This is a genomic window from Tropicimonas sediminicola, from assembly GCF_900188335.1.
In the GTDB taxonomy this organism is placed as follows: domain Bacteria; phylum Pseudomonadota; class Alphaproteobacteria; order Rhodobacterales; family Rhodobacteraceae; genus Tropicimonas; species Tropicimonas sediminicola.
In genome coordinates, this window is record NZ_FZOY01000011.1 from 91,047 (window position 1) to 105,709 (window position 14,663).

12 protein-coding genes and 2 riboswitches are annotated in these 14,663 nt (G+C 68.5%); of the genes, 6 read left to right on the forward strand and 6 right to left on the reverse strand.

The annotated features are described in order from the left end of the window. The first annotated feature begins 55 nt into the window (after positions 1 to 55). The gene (locus tag CHB86_RS21590) at positions 56 to 1,120 is read left to right on the forward strand and encodes a YeeE/YedE family protein (protein ID WP_089235197.1); all 1,065 of its coding nucleotides are present in this window, start codon (positions 56 to 58) and stop codon (positions 1,118 to 1,120) included. Positions 1,121 to 1,231: 111 nt separating this feature from the next. On the opposite strand, the gene CHB86_RS21595 is transcribed toward CHB86_RS21590, so the two are convergent. Continuing rightward, on the reverse strand, positions 1,232 to 3,430 hold the full coding sequence (locus CHB86_RS21595) for a primosomal protein N' (RefSeq protein WP_089235198.1): 2,199 nt from the start codon (positions 3,428 to 3,430) through the stop codon (positions 1,232 to 1,234). 211 nt (positions 3,431 to 3,641) lie between these two features. Between CHB86_RS21595 and fsa the strand changes: the two genes are divergently transcribed. The 4 genes from fsa (at position 3,642) to CHB86_RS21615 (ending at position 7,008) form a co-directional block, all read left to right on the forward strand. Beyond that, positions 3,642 to 4,295 (forward strand): fructose-6-phosphate aldolase, encoded by a 654-nt coding sequence (fsa, locus tag CHB86_RS21600; protein ID WP_089235199.1) that lies wholly within the window; start codon positions 3,642 to 3,644, stop codon positions 4,293 to 4,295. 275 nt (positions 4,296 to 4,570) lie between these two features. Further along, on the forward strand, positions 4,571 to 5,284 hold the full coding sequence (locus tag CHB86_RS21605; protein WP_089235280.1) for a DUF484 family protein: 714 nt from the start codon (positions 4,571 to 4,573) through the stop codon (positions 5,282 to 5,284). After that, a complete protein-coding gene (locus CHB86_RS21610; RefSeq protein ID WP_089235200.1) occupies positions 5,272 to 6,201 on the forward strand; it encodes a tyrosine recombinase XerC in 930 nt (309 codons plus the stop codon). The genes CHB86_RS21605 and CHB86_RS21610 overlap by 13 nt, the downstream gene beginning before the upstream one ends. Before the next feature lie 102 nt (positions 6,202 to 6,303). Next, positions 6,304 to 7,008 (forward strand): CDP-alcohol phosphatidyltransferase family protein, encoded by a 705-nt coding sequence (locus tag CHB86_RS21615; protein ID WP_089235201.1) that lies wholly within the window; start codon positions 6,304 to 6,306, stop codon positions 7,006 to 7,008. Between the two features lie 63 nt (positions 7,009 to 7,071). Here the strand turns inward: CHB86_RS21615 and gcvP are convergent, their stop codons facing one another. The 3 genes from gcvP to gcvT form a co-directional block, all read right to left on the reverse strand. Further along, entirely contained in the window at positions 7,072 to 9,909 is a 2,838-nt protein-coding gene (gene gcvP / locus CHB86_RS21620) for an aminomethyl-transferring glycine dehydrogenase (protein WP_089235202.1), read from the reverse strand. 163 nt (positions 9,910 to 10,072) lie between these two features. Then, positions 10,073 to 10,432: a glycine cleavage system protein GcvH gene (gcvH, locus tag CHB86_RS21625; RefSeq protein ID WP_089235203.1), complete on the reverse strand. Its 360-nt coding sequence runs from the start codon at positions 10,430 to 10,432 to the stop codon at positions 10,073 to 10,075. Between the two features lie 14 nt (positions 10,433 to 10,446). Further along, positions 10,447 to 11,568, reverse strand: a complete 1,122-nt coding sequence (gene gcvT, locus CHB86_RS21630; RefSeq protein WP_089235204.1) for a glycine cleavage system aminomethyltransferase GcvT — start codon at positions 11,566 to 11,568, stop codon at positions 10,447 to 10,449. A gap of 88 nt (positions 11,569 to 11,656) precedes the next feature. Next, a riboswitch (glycine riboswitch) is annotated at positions 11,657 to 11,718 on the reverse strand. A gap of 3 nt (positions 11,719 to 11,721) precedes the next feature. Further along, positions 11,722 to 11,812, reverse strand: a riboswitch (glycine riboswitch). 72 nt (positions 11,813 to 11,884) lie between these two features. Here gcvT and CHB86_RS21635 point away from each other — a divergent pair. Beyond that, a complete protein-coding gene (locus CHB86_RS21635; RefSeq protein WP_089235205.1) occupies positions 11,885 to 12,454 on the forward strand; it encodes a gamma-glutamylcyclotransferase family protein in 570 nt (189 codons plus the stop codon). 199 nt (positions 12,455 to 12,653) lie between these two features. On the opposite strand, the gene CHB86_RS21640 is transcribed toward CHB86_RS21635, so the two are convergent. Both CHB86_RS21640 and CHB86_RS21645 read right to left on the reverse strand, forming a co-directional pair. Further along, entirely contained in the window at positions 12,654 to 13,712 is a 1,059-nt protein-coding gene (locus CHB86_RS21640; RefSeq protein ID WP_089235206.1) for an ABC transporter ATP-binding protein, read from the reverse strand. Then, positions 13,709 to 14,515: an IclR family transcriptional regulator gene (locus CHB86_RS21645; protein ID WP_089235207.1), complete on the reverse strand. Its 807-nt coding sequence runs from the start codon at positions 14,513 to 14,515 to the stop codon at positions 13,709 to 13,711. The genes CHB86_RS21640 and CHB86_RS21645 overlap by 4 nt, the downstream gene beginning before the upstream one ends. Positions 14,516 to 14,663 lie beyond the last annotated feature (148 nt).

Here is a 14,663-nt window from a genome sequence, read left to right on the forward strand (position 1 = left end):
CCCCTGAGGCAGGTATCATGCACGTATATGAATAGGACGCGCACAGGGGACACGCATGGACTTTCTGGCAATCGTCGAACGGATCGGGGAGGCGCCGACCGCGGCGCTCTTCGGTCTCGTGACCGGCATGATCTTCGGCATCGCCGCGCAACGCTCCGACTTCTGCCTCCGGGCCGCCACGGTGGAATTCGCCCGCGGCCGGCTGGGGCCGCGGATGTCGATCTGGCTGCTGACCTTCTCGACCGCGATGGTCTGGGTCCAGGCGGCGCAGATGGCGGGGCTGATGCGGGCGGAGGACGCGCGCATGATGGCGGTGCCCGGCACCTGGTCCGGCGCGATCATCGGCGGCCTTCTGTTCGGCATGGGCATGGTGCTGGCGCGCGGCTGTTCGGGGCGGCTGCTGGTGCTGGCGGCGACGGGCAACCTTCGGGCGCTTGTCTCCGGGCTGGTCTTTGCCGTCGTAGCGCAGATGACCCTGCATGGCGCGCTGTCGCCGGTCCGGGACGGGCTCTCCTCGCTCTGGATCACCGAAGGCGGGCGCAATGTCGATCTTCTGGCGGCGCTGCACCTGCCGGACACCGGCGGGCTCGTGCTCGGGCTTGTCCTCGCGGCGCTCGCGATCGTGCTGTCGGTCCGAAACCAGCTCGGGATCACCAAGCTCTTCATGGCCTCCGGCGTCGGCTTTGCGGTGGCGGTGGGATGGGTGCTGACCTTCGGGCTGAGCCAGGTGGCCTTCGAGCCGATCCAGATCGAGAGCGCCACCTTCACCGGCCCCTCGGCGAACACGCTGATGTTCTTCCTGCTGCCGGACACAGTGCTGCAATTCGACATCGGGCTGGTGCCCGGAGTGTTCCTGGGAGCGTTCATCGCCGCCTCGCTGGCGCGGGAAGTGAAGTTCCAGGGCTTCGAGGGCGCCGGCAACATGCAGCGCGCCATGATCGGCGCCGCGGCCATGGGATTTGGCGGCATGCTCGCCGGCGGCTGCGCCATCGGGGCGGGCGTCACCGGCACGTCGATCTTTGTGGGAACTGCCTGGCTGGCGCTCACCTTCATGTGGGTCGGCGCAGTGGCAACCGACTACCTGGTCGACCAGAAGGGCGGCGCGGCCGTCCCGGCCTGAGGCAGAATGGGGAAGTCGGTAACGGGGGGCTTTCTGCCGCCCGCGCCTTCCGGGCGATCCCGGAAGGCTCCCCCCGAGGAGATTTCGAAACAGGAGAAATGACCGGGTCGGTCAGAGGAAGCTTTGCGGATCGATATCGACCGCGATGCGCATGTTGTTTGGCGGCTTGAACTGCGCCAGCCAGCGCGCGAGCGCAGCCTGCAGCGGGGCCTCCTTTCGAGCCTTGACCAGCAGGCGAACCCGGTGGCGGCCGCGGATCCGGGCGATGGGCGCCGGGGCCGGGCCGAAGAGCTGTGCCCCGATCTCGCGCAACGGGCCGTCGCGGCGGGCCATCTCGCCGCCGAGATCGAAGACCTGCGCCACGTCGGGCGAGGACAGCACGATCCCCGCCATGCGGCCGAAGGGCGGCACCCCGGCCGCCCGCCGTTCCTCGCACTCGGCCCGCCAGAATGTTTCCTCGTCGCCGGCGAGGATGGCGCGGATCACCGGGTGCTCGGGCTGGTAGGTCTGCAGCATGGCCACGCCGCGACGGTCGGCCGTGCGCCCGGCCCGGCCGGCGACCTGGCGGACCAGCTGGAAGGTGCGTTCGGCGGCTCGCAGATCGGAGCCCTGCAGGCCGAGATCAGCATCGATCACGCCGACCAGGGTGAGCAGCGGGAAGTTGTGGCCCTTGGCCACGAGCTGCGTGCCGATGACGATATCGGCGGCGCCCGAGGCGATCTCCTCGATCTTTGCCTTCAAAGCACGGGCGGACCCGAAGAGATCCGACGAGAGCACCGCGATCCGGGCCTCCGGGAACAGGCTCACCACTTCCTCCGCGAGCCTCTCAACCCCCGGCCCGACAGGCGCAAGCCGCCCTTCGACCTCGCAGGAGGGGCAGACCTCCGGCAGCGGCCGTGTCTCGCCGCACTGGTGGCAGACCAGCCGCTTCTGGAAGCGGTGCTCGACCATGCGGGCGTCGCATTGCGTGCAACCGATCTGGTGGCCGCAGGCCCGGCAGATCGTCACCGGGGCATAGCCGCGGCGGTTTAGGAACAGCAGCGACTGCTCGCCCTCGGCGATCCGGGCCTCCACGGCCTGCGCCAGGCGCGGCGAGATCCAGCGGCCGGCGGGCAGCTTGTCGAACCGCATGTCGATCGCCTTCATCTCGGGCAGCTCCGCCGCGCCGAAACGGGAGCCGAGCTCCAACCGATTGTACTTCCCGGCCTCGGCATTGGCCCAGCTTTCAAGCGAGGGGGTGGCGGAGGCCAGCACCACCTGCGCAGAGCAGATCGAGGCCCGCAGAACCGCCATGTCGCGGGCATTGTAGAGCACGCCATCCTCCTGCTTGTAGGAGGTGTCGTGTTCCTCGTCGACGACGATCAGGCCGAGGTCCTGGAACGGCAGGAACAGGGCGGAGCGCGCGCCGACGACGAGCTGCGCGCCGCCGCGGGCGATCATGCGCCAGGTCCGCCGCCGCTCGGTCATGGTGACGCCGGAATGCCATTCGGCGGGGCGGGCGCCGAAGCGGGCGTCGACGCGGGCGAGAAACTCGCCGGTCAGCGCGATCTCCGGCAGCAGCACCAGCGCCTGCCGCCCCTGGGCCAGGCATTCGGCGACGGCCTCGAGATAGACCTCGGTCTTGCCGGAGCCGGTCACGCCCTTGAGCAACGTCGTGCCGTAGCGCCCGGTGCGGACGGAGGCGCGCAGGGCGCCGGCAACCTCGGACTGCGCCTCGCTCAGCGCCAGGCCCTGCCGGTCGGGGTCGAGACGCGGGAACGGCAGGTCGCGTGGCGTATCCTCCTCGGACACCACACCCTGTTTGACCAGCCCCTTGATCACGCTGGACGTCACCCCGGCCTGGGCCGAAAGCTCGGTCATGGTGAAGGCAAGCCCGCCGTATTCCTCGAGCACCTCCAGCACCCGGCGTCGGGCATCGGTCATCCGGTCGGGCTGGCCCTCGCCGCGCCGATAGATCCGCCGCATCGAAGGCGGATCGCTCAGGCCCGGCGCTCGGGTCGCGAGACGCAGCATCGCGGGCATCGGGGTCAGGGTGTAATCGGCGACACGGCCCAGGAACTCGCGCATTTCCTCGCGCATCGGGGGCACGTCGAGCACCCTGTCGATGGCCCGCAGGCGGGACCGATCGAAGCCCCCCTGCCCCGGCCCCCAGACCACGCCGGGCACCTTGCGCGGGCCCAGCGGAACCTCGACGAAACTGCCGGTGACACAGCCGCCTTCGGGCGCGGCATAGTCGAGCAGCCGATCGATCGGCTGGGTTGTCAGAACGGCAACCGGCTGGCCCTCCGCATACCCGGGCTCGACTTCCATTCCATCATGCTCCCGACTGCATCTGGCGCGAACGGGCACCGGACCGGCCCGTTCCGCGGCCCGACCGGGGTAGCCCAGATGATCGAGGGTCGGCAAGGGCGGCTGGCGTGAGGTCGCTCGGCCTGATACCCTCAGGGCGGGACTCCCGCGCGCCCGGTGATTGGGATAACAGGGGCGCGACTCGCATGCGAAGCCCCAGAGGAGACACAGCATGAAATTCTTCGTTGATACCGCGGAAGTCGAAGCCATCGCCGAACTGAACGATCTCGGCATGGTCGACGGCGTGACCACCAACCCCTCGCTGATCATGAAATCCGGCCGGGACATCAAGGAAGTCACGAAAGAGATCTGCGACATGATCGACGGCCCCGTGTCGGCCGAGACCGTTGCGCTGGACGCAGAGGGCATGATCGCCGAGGGCCGCGAGCTGGCCAAGATCGCCGACAACATCGCGATCAAGGTGCCGCTGACCTGGGACGGCCTGAAGGCCTGCAAGGTCCTGTCCGACGAGGGCCGTATGGTCAATGTGACGCTCTGCTTCTCGGCGAACCAGGCGCTGCTGGCGGCCAAGGCCGGCGCGACCTTCATCTCTCCCTTCATCGGACGGCTGGATGATCTCGCCATCGACGGCATGGAGCTGATCGCCGAGATCCGCGCCATCTATGACAACTACGACTTCTCGACCGAAATCCTCGCGGCCTCGATCCGCTCGATCAACCACATGAAGGAAGCCGCCCTGATCGGCGCCGACGTGGCGACGGCCCCGCCGGGCGTGATCAAGGCGATGGCCGGCCACGCGCTCACCGACAAGGGGCTCGACGCCTTCATGAAGGACTGGGCGAAGACCGGTCAGAAGATCCTCTGATCACCTGCGCACCGGCGGCTCCGGCCGCCGGATCTGCCCGATAGACCACCTGAGAGCGGGGCATCCACGCCCCGCCTCGCCTCCCACGACATGGCCCGAAGGGACAGGCGCGCGTGCCTCCGATGTGTGGCGATCGGGCCGCGCCCGAAAGGCGATCGCGCCAGATCCGGCGCAGCAGGCTGGACCGGCGCCGGATCACCGGTGCAGAAAGATGTCGGAGAATTCTGATGGCTCGTGTAGATTTGCCGGGCGAAGTTGAAGTGAACGGGACAGGCATGAACGAAGTGGCGGTGGACCTGGACGAGATGCGCGAGAAGATTCTTTCCGAGCCGGACGTGATCCTGGACGATCGCGACATCATGCGGGCTCTGATCGCGGCCAACGAGAAATCCCTTGGCACCAACATCGTCGACCTGCGCGGAATCGCCATGGAACGGCTCGAAAGCCGGCTGGACCGGCTCGAGGATACACACCGGTCTGTCATCGCCGCCGCCTACGACAATCTGGCCGGCACCAACCAGATCCACCGTGCGATCCTGACCATGCTGGACCCGGTGACCTTCGAGGGGTTCCTCAAGGGTCTGGGCAGCGACGTGGCCGCGATCCTGCGGGTCGACTGCATTCGCCTGGTGCTCGAATCGCCGGCCAATGCCGAGGGCGATGTCGCCATCCGCAAGCTCGGCGACGTGCTGAACGTGGTGAAGCCCGGCTATATCCAGGACTACGTTACCCATGGCCGCGAAGGCGCGCCCGTGCGCCCCGTGACCCTGCGCCAGCTGCGCCCGGAATCCGAAGGGCTCTATGGCGAGGCGGCGAACTGGATCAATTCCGAGGCGCTGCTGCTGCTCGACTTCGGCGAGGGTCGCCAGCCCGGGATGCTGGCGCTCGGCGCCGAGGACCCGCACCAGTTCCGCCCCAACCAGGCGACCGACCTGCTGGCCTTCTTCGCCGGGGTCTTCGAACGCCAGATGCGGCGTTGGCTGAGCTGATCCGGATTTCCCAAGGCCTTGCCGACGCCCTCGCGCGCTGGCTGGAGCATCTGCGGGCGATCGACGGCGCGGCCGGCGCGACGCTCACCGCCTACCAGCGGGACGTTCAGGGCTTTCTTGCCTTCATGACTGAACACCAGGGCGAGAGCCTTGGCGAGGCGGCGCTGGCGCGCCTTCGGGTTACCGACATGCGGGCCTGGATGGCGCATGAGCGGGCGCGCGGCGTCTCGGCCCGGTCGCTGGCCCGCGCGCTCTCGGCGGTCAAGAACTTCGCCGGCTGGATGGCGGAGCGGGACGGGTTCGACGCCACCGCGATCCTCGCCGCGCGCGCCCCGAAGTACCGCCGCCGCCTGCCCCGCCCGCTGAGCGAGGACGCCGCGAAGGCGGTGATCGGCACCGTGGAGCTCCAGTCGGACGAGCCCTGGATCGCCGCCCGCGACACCGCCGTCATCACCCTCCTCTACGGCTGCGGCCTGCGGATCTCCGAAGCGCTCGGGCTGACCGCGGATGTCCTGCCGATGGGCGACAGCCTGCGCATTCGCGGCAAGGGCGGCAAGGAGCGGATGGTGCCCGTTCTGCCCGCGGCACGCGAGGCGGTTCGGGCCTATGTCGATCTCTGCCCGATCCAGCTGGCGCCCGGCGCGCCGCTGTTTCGCGGCAAACGCGGCGGCGCGCTGAACCCGCGACTGATCGCCAAGGCCATGGAACGGACGCGGATGCAGCTCGGCCTGCCCGCCTCGGCCACGCCCCATGCGCTGCGCCACAGCTTCGCCACCCATCTGCTGAGCGCCGGCGGCGACCTGCGGGCGATCCAGGAGCTGCTCGGCCACGCCTCGCTCGCCACGACCCAGGCCTATACCGCCGTCGACACCGCGCGCCTCATGGAAGTCTACCAGAGCGCCCACCCCAGGGCCTGAATCCGGCAGAATGACGAGACAGGTGCGCGGAGGCATTTCATCCTGCGGGGAATTGTCTAGAGTGCAGGAAAGCCACGGCCCAGCCCATTCCGAAAGAGCCCGATGAAGCCAGAGCACCGCGCCTATTCCGTCCACCTCCTGACCGCGACCGGCGCCGTCCTCGCGATGCTCGCGCTGCTGTCGGCGGTGAGCTACGACTGGCCGATGATGTTCCTCTGGCTGGTCGTCGCCTTTGCCGTGGACGGCATCGACGGCCCGCTGGCGCGCAAGTACGACGTGCTGAACCTTGCTCCGCGGGTCGACGGCGCGCTGCTCGACCTCATCATCGACTATCTCACCTACGTCTTCATCCCGGCCTTCGCGCTGCATGCCTCCGGGCTGATGCCGGGCTGGCCGGGCTGGGTGGCGCTGGTGATCATCACCTTCGCCAGCGCGCTCTATTTCGCGGACACCCGGATGAAGACCGAGGACAAGTCCTTCTCCGGCTTTCCGGGCTGCTGGAACATGGTGGTCATCGTGATCTTCGCCATCTCGCCGCCGGCCTGGGCGGTGCTGCCCGCGGTGGTGCTACTGGCCGGGGCGATGTTCGTCGACATCCGGTTCATCCACCCCGTCCGAACCCGCCGCTGGCGGATGATCTCGCTGCCGGTGGTGCTGGTCTGGACTGTCTGCGCGGCCTGGGCGGCCTGGGTCGCCTTCGACCCGCAGAGCTGGGCAAAGGTCGGACTCGTGCTGTCCAGCCTCTACCTGCTCCTGGCCGGCATCGTGCAGCAGATGTTCCCCGAGCGGGAGCTGTCGGACGCCTGACCGCGCCGACCGGCATCCCGGATGCCGGCCGGCCTTGGTGAAGCACCGAACCTCCGCCCCGGCCTATTCCGCCGCTTCGGCGTAGGCGTCGACCGGCGGGCAGGTGCAGATGAGGTGCCGGTCGCCGTGCACGTTGTCGACCCGCCCGACCGGGGGCCAGTACTTGTCGACCCGGAAGGAGCCCGGCGGGAAGCAGCCGCGTTCGCGCGGGTACTTGCGGTCCCACTCGGCCACGAGGTCCTCGACGGTGTGCGGGGCGTGGCGCAGCGGGCTGTCTTCCACCGCGATCTCGCCCGCCTCGACCTCGGCGATCTCGGCACGGATCGAGAGCATCGCCTCGATGAAGCGATCCAGCTCCGCCTTGGTCTCGCTCTCGGTCGGCTCCACCATCAGCGTCCCCGCCACCGGCCAGGACATGGTCGGCGCGTGGAAGCCGGAGTCCATCAGCCGCTTGGCGATGTCATCGACGGTCACGCCGGCTTCGGCGAAGGGACGGGTGTCGAGGATGCACTCGTGGGCGACGCGGTCCATCTTGCCCTTGAAGAGGACATCGTAGGAGCCCGAGAGCCGCGCGGCGATGTAGTTGGCGCTGAGGATCGCCACCTTGGTGGCCTGGGTCAGACCGGCCCCACCCATCAGCAGGCAATAGGCCCAGGAGATCGGCAGGATCGACGCCGAGCCATAGGGCGCGGCGGACACCGGCCCCTCGCTGCCGCCGGTTTCCGGATGCCCGGGCAGGAAGGGCGCAAGATGCGCCTTCACCCCGATCGGGCCCATGCCGGGGCCACCGCCGCCGTGCGGGATGCAGAAGGTCTTGTGCAGGTTGAGGTGGCTCACGTCGGAGCCGATCTCGCCCGGCTTCACCAGCCCGACCATGGCGTTGAGGTTCGCGCCGTCGAGATAGACCTGCCCGCCGTGTTCGTGGGTGATCGCGCAGACCTCGCGCACCGTGTCCTCGAACACGCCGTGGGTGGAGGGATAGGTGATCATGCAGGCCGCGAGGCGGTCGCCCGCAGCCGCCGCCTTGGCACGGAAATCCTCCAGGTCGATGTCGCCGTTCCCGGCCGACTTGACCACCACGACCTTCATGCCGGCCATCGTCGCGGAGGCCGGGTTGGTGCCGTGGGCGGAGACCGGGATCAGGCAGATGTCGCGATCCTCGTCGTTGGCCCGGTGGTAGGCGGCGATGGTCATGAGGCCGGCGTATTCGCCCTGCGCTCCGGAGTTCGGCTGCAGCGACATCGCGTCATAGCCGGTGATCTCGCACAGCCGCTCCGACAGGTCGGTCAGCATCTCGGCGTAGCCCTGCGCCTGGTCGAGCGGAACAAAGGGGTGAAGCTGGCCGAATTCCGGCCAGGTGATCGGCATCATCTCCACCGCCGCGTTGAGCTTCATCGTGCAGGAGCCGAGCGGGATCATAGCGCGGTCGAGCGCCAGGTCGCGGTCGGCCAGCCGGCGCATGTAGCGCATCATCTCTGCCTCGGCCCGGTTGAGATGGAAGATCGGGTGGGTGAGATACTCGCTCTCCCGCAACAGCGCCTCGGGCAGCGCCACGCCCTCGGGCGCGCCGAAGGCCGTGTTGACGCCGAAGGCGCGCCAGACCGCCTCGATGGTGCCGGGAACGCAGGTCTCGTCCACCGAGATGCCGATGCGGGTGTCGCCCAGCTTGCGCAGGTTGATCCCCTCGGCCACCGCGGCGCGCAGGATCGCGCCCTGAAGCGGGCCGACCTCGACGGTGACGGTGTCGAAGATCTCCTCGGGATCGACGGTGAACCCGGCCTCCCGCAGCCCCTCGGCCAGCCGGACGGCCATGACATGGACGCGCTCGGCGATCGCACGAAGGCCCTTGGGTCCGTGGAACACGGCATAGAACGAGGCCATGACCGCCAGCAGCGCCTGCGCGGTACAGACGTTGGAAGTGGCCTTCTCGCGGCGGATGTGCTGCTCGCGGGTCTGCAGGCTCAGCCGGTAGGCCTTGTTGCCGCGGGCATCGACCGAGACGCCGACGATCCGCCCCGGCATCGACCGCTTGAAGGCGTCGCGGCAGGACATGTAGGCCGCGTGCGGCCCGCCGTAGCCCATGGGAACGCCGAAGCGCTGCGCGGAGCCGACCGCGATGTCAGCCCCCATCGCGCCGGGCTCCTTCAGCAGGAGGAGCGCCAGGAGATCGGCGGCAACGATGCCAACGGCCTTGTGCTCGTGCAGCGCCTCCATCTCGGGCGTGAAGTCACGCAGCTTGCCATCGGTGCCGGGGTACTGGAACAGCGCGCCGAACACCTTGTCGGCCTCGAGCGCATCGGCCGGGCCGGTGATCACTTCGATGCCGAGCGGCTGGGCGCGGGTCTCGACCACGGCGATGGTCTGGGGATGGCAGTTCTCGTCGACGAAGAAGGCGGTGGCCTTCGACTTCGCCACCCGCTGCGCCATCACCATCGCCTCGGCGGCGGCGGTGGATTCGTCCAGCAGGGACGCGTTGGCGACCTCGAGGCCGGTCAGGTCCGAGATCATGGTCTGGAAGTTCAGCAGCGCCTCGAGTCGGCCCTGCGCGATCTCCGGCTGATAGGGCGTGTAGGCCGTGTACCAGGCGGGGTTCTCCAGGATGTTGCGCTGGATCGCCGGCGGCGTGACCGTGCCGTAATAGCCCTGCCCGATCAGCGAGTGCAGCACCTTGTTGCGGCCTGCGACCGCACGCATCTTCACCAGCAGATCGCCTTCGGCCAGCGGCGCCCAGGTCAACGGCTTGTCCTGACGAAGGCCGGCCGGCACGGTCTGTTCGATCAGCTGGTCGAGGCTGTCGGCGCCGACGGCCTGCAGCATCGCGGCCATCTCTTCAGGCGAGGGGCCGATGTGGCGGCGGTTGGCGAAATCATAGGGGTCGTAGGCGGTTGGCTGGAAAGGCATGGGCGGGTTTCCCGGTCAGTCGTTCTTGTTGTTTGATGCGGCGTCCCGTGGCCGGGACCATCCGCGAACTTGGCGGCTGCGCCGCGGGACGGGGCCGTCAAGGCCCCTGTCGGTCGGGCCTCGCGGGCCGGTGCGGGGCGGGGGCACGCGGCCCCCTGCCCAGTCAGCCGATCAGATCCTTGTAGGCGTCCTCGTCAAGGTAGTCGTCGAGCTGCGCGGTGCCCTCGACCTTGACCTTAAAGAACCAGGCGCTCCCCTCGGCGTCCTCGTTGACGGACGCGGGGTTCTCCACGATCGCCTCGTTGACCTCGACGATCTCGCCGTCGAGCGGCGCGGTGATGTCGGAGGCGGCCTTGACCGACTCGATCACCACGATCTCGTCGCCCTTCGACACCTGCGTGCCGACCTCGGGCAGCTCGATGAAGACGATATCGCCCAGCTGTTCCTGCGCGTGGTCGGTGATCCCGACGGTGACGACGTCGCCGTCGAGGCTGAGCCATTCGTGGTCTTCGGTATACTTCATCGCTGGCATGCTCCTCAGCGTTTGTAGGTTGCGGGACGGAAAGGAAGGGCGGCGACGCGGACGGGCAGGCGCTTGCCGCGCACCTCGCCCCAGAGCCGCGTGTCGACGGCCGAAAGACGGGCCGGGACATATCCCATGGAGATCGGGTGGCCCACCGTCGGGCCGAAGGCGCCGGAAGTCACGCGCCCCACCGGGAGCGCCGCATCCTCGGCCTCGAACAGGATCACGCCCTCGCGCATCGGGGCGCGCCCCTCGGGGATCAGCCCGACGCGGCGGGCGTCGTCCAGATCCACCTCGGCGGCCGAGAGCTTGCGACCGATCACGCCGTCGCCCGGGTATCCGCCGGAACGCGACCCGCTGGGCCGGCGCACCTTCTGGATCGCCCAGGTCAGGTTGGCCTGCACCGGGTCGGTCGTTGTGTCGATGTCGTGACCATAGAGGCAGAGCCCGGCCTCCAGCCGCAGGCTGTCGCGCGCGCCAAGCCCGATCGGTTCGACCTCTTCCATCTCCAGCAGCGCCCGGGCGAAGGCCTCGGCCTGCCCCTCCTGAACGGAGATCTCGAAGCCGTCCTCGCCGGTGTAGCCGGAGCGCGAGATCCAGAGCCCGCCGAACGGGCTCGGCAGGGTCGCCACCGACATGAAGCCCATGTCTGTCACCGGCACGATCCGTGACAGCGCCGCTTCGGCGGCCGGCCCCTGCAGAGCGATCAGCGCCCGGTCCGTGACCTCGGTCACCTCAGTCAGCGTCAGCCCGCTGCGCAGGTGGGCGATGTCGTCTTCCTTGCAGGCGGCGTTCACCACCACGAAGAAATCGTCGCCCCGGTTCGCCACCATCAAGTCATCGAGGATCCCGCCGTTGCTGTCGGTGAAGAAGGCATAGCGCTGCCGCCCCTCGTCCAGCCCGAGGATCGATTGCGGCACCAGCGATTCCAGCTCCGCCGCCGCCTGCGAACCGGTGAGCAGGACCTGCCCCATGTGGCTCACGTCGAACAGCCCGGCCGCGGCGCGGGTGTGCTGGTGCTCCTTCATCACCCCAATGGCGTATTGCACAGGCATCTCGTACCCGGCGAAGGGCACCATCCGCGCCCCCAGCTCAAGGTGCAGGGCATGCAGCGGTGTCGTTTTCAGATCAGCCACCGGCTCTCCTCTCCTTCGCGTCTGCGGCCGTCGGGAAAACCGTCCGGCACCGATTGTGGCACGTCCCGTGCCAGTCACCCGATGCCCCCTCTGTCCTTTCGCCTGAGATCGTTATCCCTTCGGCGGGGGCTCATGCCCCTCTCTCCAGAGTTTTGTCCCCGTGCGGTCCTTGAGCCTGAGAGTTTACCGGGGCGGTTGCTCCTTCGGCACCGGTCAGTGACCGGATTCTCCCGACGCGGGGTTTCTCTTCGCATAGCGAATGGAACGGGCTCCGGCAAGCCTTGCCTTCAGCGGCGCAAGGCACGACATGGGTTGCATGGATGACAGGCAGTTCTTCGGCTACGGATCGCTCGTGAACCGGGCAACGCACACCTATCCGCGCACCCGGGCGGCGCGGATCGAAGGCTGGCGGAGGGTCTGGGTCCATACGGTCCTGCGGCCTTGGGCCTTCCTGTCGGTGGAGCCTGCAGAGGGCGCGATCGAGGGGCTGCTGGCGGATGTGCCGGGCGGCGACTGGAGCGCGCTCGATCTCCGCGAGGGTGCCTACCGCCGGCAGGCGGTCGCCGCGGTCTTGCAAGAATGCGGCTCCGGGGAGGCCGCACAGGTCTACTCGGTTCCGGAAGAGCACGCCGATGCGCCCGATGTGCGCCACCCGTTGCGACTGAGCTATATCGACGTCGTGGTGCAGGGCTATCTCGAGGTCTTCGGGGAGTCCGGTGCGACGGGGTTCTTCGCCAGCACGGCCGGGTGGGACGCGCCGGTTCTCGATGACCGCGCCGCACCGATCTACCCCCGCCACCAGCGGCTGACGGCCCGGCAGCGCGGTTTCGTCGACGAGCAGCTCGACGCCGTTGGCGCCCGCCGCATTCCGATCCGCACGTCCTGAGCCCGACGCTCGGCCTCGCCCACGCGCCGAAGGCGCGCCCGGCCCCAATGGGGTGAGACGCGGCAGCGTCGATCCCCGAGGGGAGGCGCCCGGCCCGGTGGCGCGACCGCCGAAATGGAACGCGCCGGACCCGCGATGGATCCGGCGCGCATGATCAGGTCCGGGGGGGAAGCTCCCCGGCCCCGAAACTCCGTCTGTCTCAGCGCAGGCGCAGGTCTGTCTCGGCGTCGAACAGATAGGCCTTCTCGACCGGAAAGCGGACGCCCACACGGGCCCCGGCCTCGGTGCGGAAATCGCCCCGCTCCTCGACGATCAGCCGTTCGCCCGAGGGCGAGACCAGATAGGCGTAGGAAACGCCTCCGAGCGCCTCGGTCAGTTCGACATGATGGCTCTCGCCCTCCGGATCGAGCTCGAGATGCTCCGGCCGCAGCCCGAGGCTCACCTTGCGCCCGTCTTCCGGCATGTTCACCGGAAGCCCGAGATCGGCCTTAAGGCCGGGCACGGACACCTTGCCGCCCGAGATCTGCGCGTCGAGGAAGTTCATCGCCGGCGAACCGATGAACCCGGCCACGAAGCGGTTGTCGGGGTCGCGATAGAGATCCATCGGCCGGCCGACCTGCTCGATCCGGCCGTCGCGCAGCACGACGATCTTCTTGGCCAGCGTCATCGCCTCGGTCTGGTCGTGGGTGACGTAGATCATCGTCGCCCCGATCTCCTTGTGCAGGCGCGCGATCTCGACCCGCATCTCCACACGCAGCTCGGCATCGAGGTTCGACAGCGGCTCGTCGAACAGGAACACCTCCGGCCCCCGAACGATCGCCCGCCCGATCGCGACCCGCTGCCGCTGGCCGCCCGAGAGCGCCTTGGGCCGCCGGTCGAGATAGGGGCCGAGCTTCAGGATGTCGGCGGCATGCCCGACCTTCTCGGAGATCACCTCCTTCGGATGGCCGGTCATCTTCAGGCCGAAGCCCATGTTCTCGGCCACCGTCATGTGCGGGTAGAGCGCGTAGGTCTGGAACACCATCGCCACGCCGCGTTCGGACGGGTCCATCCGGGTCACGTCGCGCGCACCGATGTGGATCGAACCCTCGGTCGTCTCTTCGAGCCCCGCCACCATTCGCAGCAGCGTGGACTTGCCGCAGCCCGACGGCCCGACGAAGACGCAGAACTCGCCGTCCTCGATCTCCAGGTCGACACCGTGGATCACCTCCACCTGTCCGAACCTCTTGATCACGTTTCTCAGTACAACTCCGGTCATACGGCCCTGCCCTCCCGTTCCGTTTCGCCCTCCACCGGGAATTCCCAGTGGGACGCCTCCCTTGACACCCGATCGACGGTCTGTCGGAGCCGAGGCACGAGGCCTTCGAGTCGCCGGATATCCGTCTGTACCGTGGTGCCGCTGATACTGACCGCCCCGAGCACCCGCCCGTCGGCGGCACGCACCGGCATCGCCACGGCAATGGCGCCCGGTTCGTGCTCCTCCCGCTCCCGCGCATAGCCGCGGGCCCGGGTTCGCTCCAGCGCCTGCCGCAGCACCGCGGCGCTGCCGAGCGTTGTCGGCGTGAAGCGATAGTAACTCTGCTGACCCAGCGCCTGTTCGAGTTCGTCCTCGGGCAGGTACGCCAGCATGGCCTTGCCAAGCGCCGTGCAATAGGCCGGCCCGACCTTGCCCGCGTCCGAAAAGGTCGCCGCGGCATCCCGAGCGTTCCGACGGTCTAGATAGAGAACGTATCCGTAGTCCATCTGCGCCAGGAACACCGTGAGCCCGGTCTCGGCGGAAAGCTGGTCGAGGAAGGGCCGCGCGACGGGCGCCAGCGAGGCCTGGCGCCAGGCGGCATGGGCCAGCCGCACCAGCCGGACGCCGAGCGAATAGGCCCCCGTCTCCGGGTCCTGCACCAGCATGTTCTGACTCACCAGGGTCTGGGCGAGGCGATAGAGCGTCGCCTTCGGCAGGGCGCTCATCCGGTGCAGCTCCGCAAAACGGATCGGCCGCTCCTGCGCCGCGACAAGGTCGAGGACGCTCAGGGCTTTTCCGACCGTACCGTCGCCGCCGTCAGACATGACATTTCCTCCCTGCCGAATTGCCGCGGACAAGCGCCCTGCAGGCGTTCGACTGTTGACAACTCTAGGCGATTCGCGGTTAGAGTTTCAATATTCAAAATGCAGTTTCATATAATGGAACTGCGTTGAGAAGCGCAAACGGGAGGAA

What these genes read in the sequence shown, in the direction of transcription:
- CHB86_RS21615 (WP_089235201.1), top strand. Translation starts at nt 6,304, where the DNA reads ATGAAGCCAGAGCACCGCGCCTATTCCGTCCACCTCCTGACCGCGACC.
- CHB86_RS21590 (WP_089235197.1), top strand. Translation starts at nt 56, where the DNA reads ATGGACTTTCTGGCAATCGTCGAACGGATCGGGGAGGCGCCGACCGCG.
- CHB86_RS21635 (WP_089235205.1), top strand. Translation starts at nt 11,885, where the DNA reads ATGGATGACAGGCAGTTCTTCGGCTACGGATCGCTCGTGAACCGGGCA.
- CHB86_RS21595 (WP_089235198.1), bottom strand. Translation starts at nt 3,430, where the DNA reads ATGGAAGTCGAGCCCGGGTATGCGGAGGGCCAGCCGGTTGCCGTTCTG.
- gcvH (WP_089235203.1), bottom strand. Translation starts at nt 10,432, where the DNA reads ATGAAGTATACCGAAGACCACGAATGGCTCAGCCTCGACGGCGACGTC.
- CHB86_RS21640 (WP_089235206.1), bottom strand. Translation starts at nt 13,712, where the DNA reads ATGACCGGAGTTGTACTGAGAAACGTGATCAAGAGGTTCGGACAGGTG.
- fsa (WP_089235199.1), top strand. Translation starts at nt 3,642, where the DNA reads ATGAAATTCTTCGTTGATACCGCGGAAGTCGAAGCCATCGCCGAACTG.
- CHB86_RS21645 (WP_089235207.1), bottom strand. Translation starts at nt 14,515, where the DNA reads ATGTCTGACGGCGGCGACGGTACGGTCGGAAAAGCCCTGAGCGTCCTC.
- gcvP (WP_089235202.1), bottom strand. Translation starts at nt 9,909, where the DNA reads ATGCCTTTCCAGCCAACCGCCTACGACCCCTATGATTTCGCCAACCGC.
- CHB86_RS21605 (WP_089235280.1), top strand. Translation starts at nt 4,571, where the DNA reads ATGAACGAAGTGGCGGTGGACCTGGACGAGATGCGCGAGAAGATTCTT.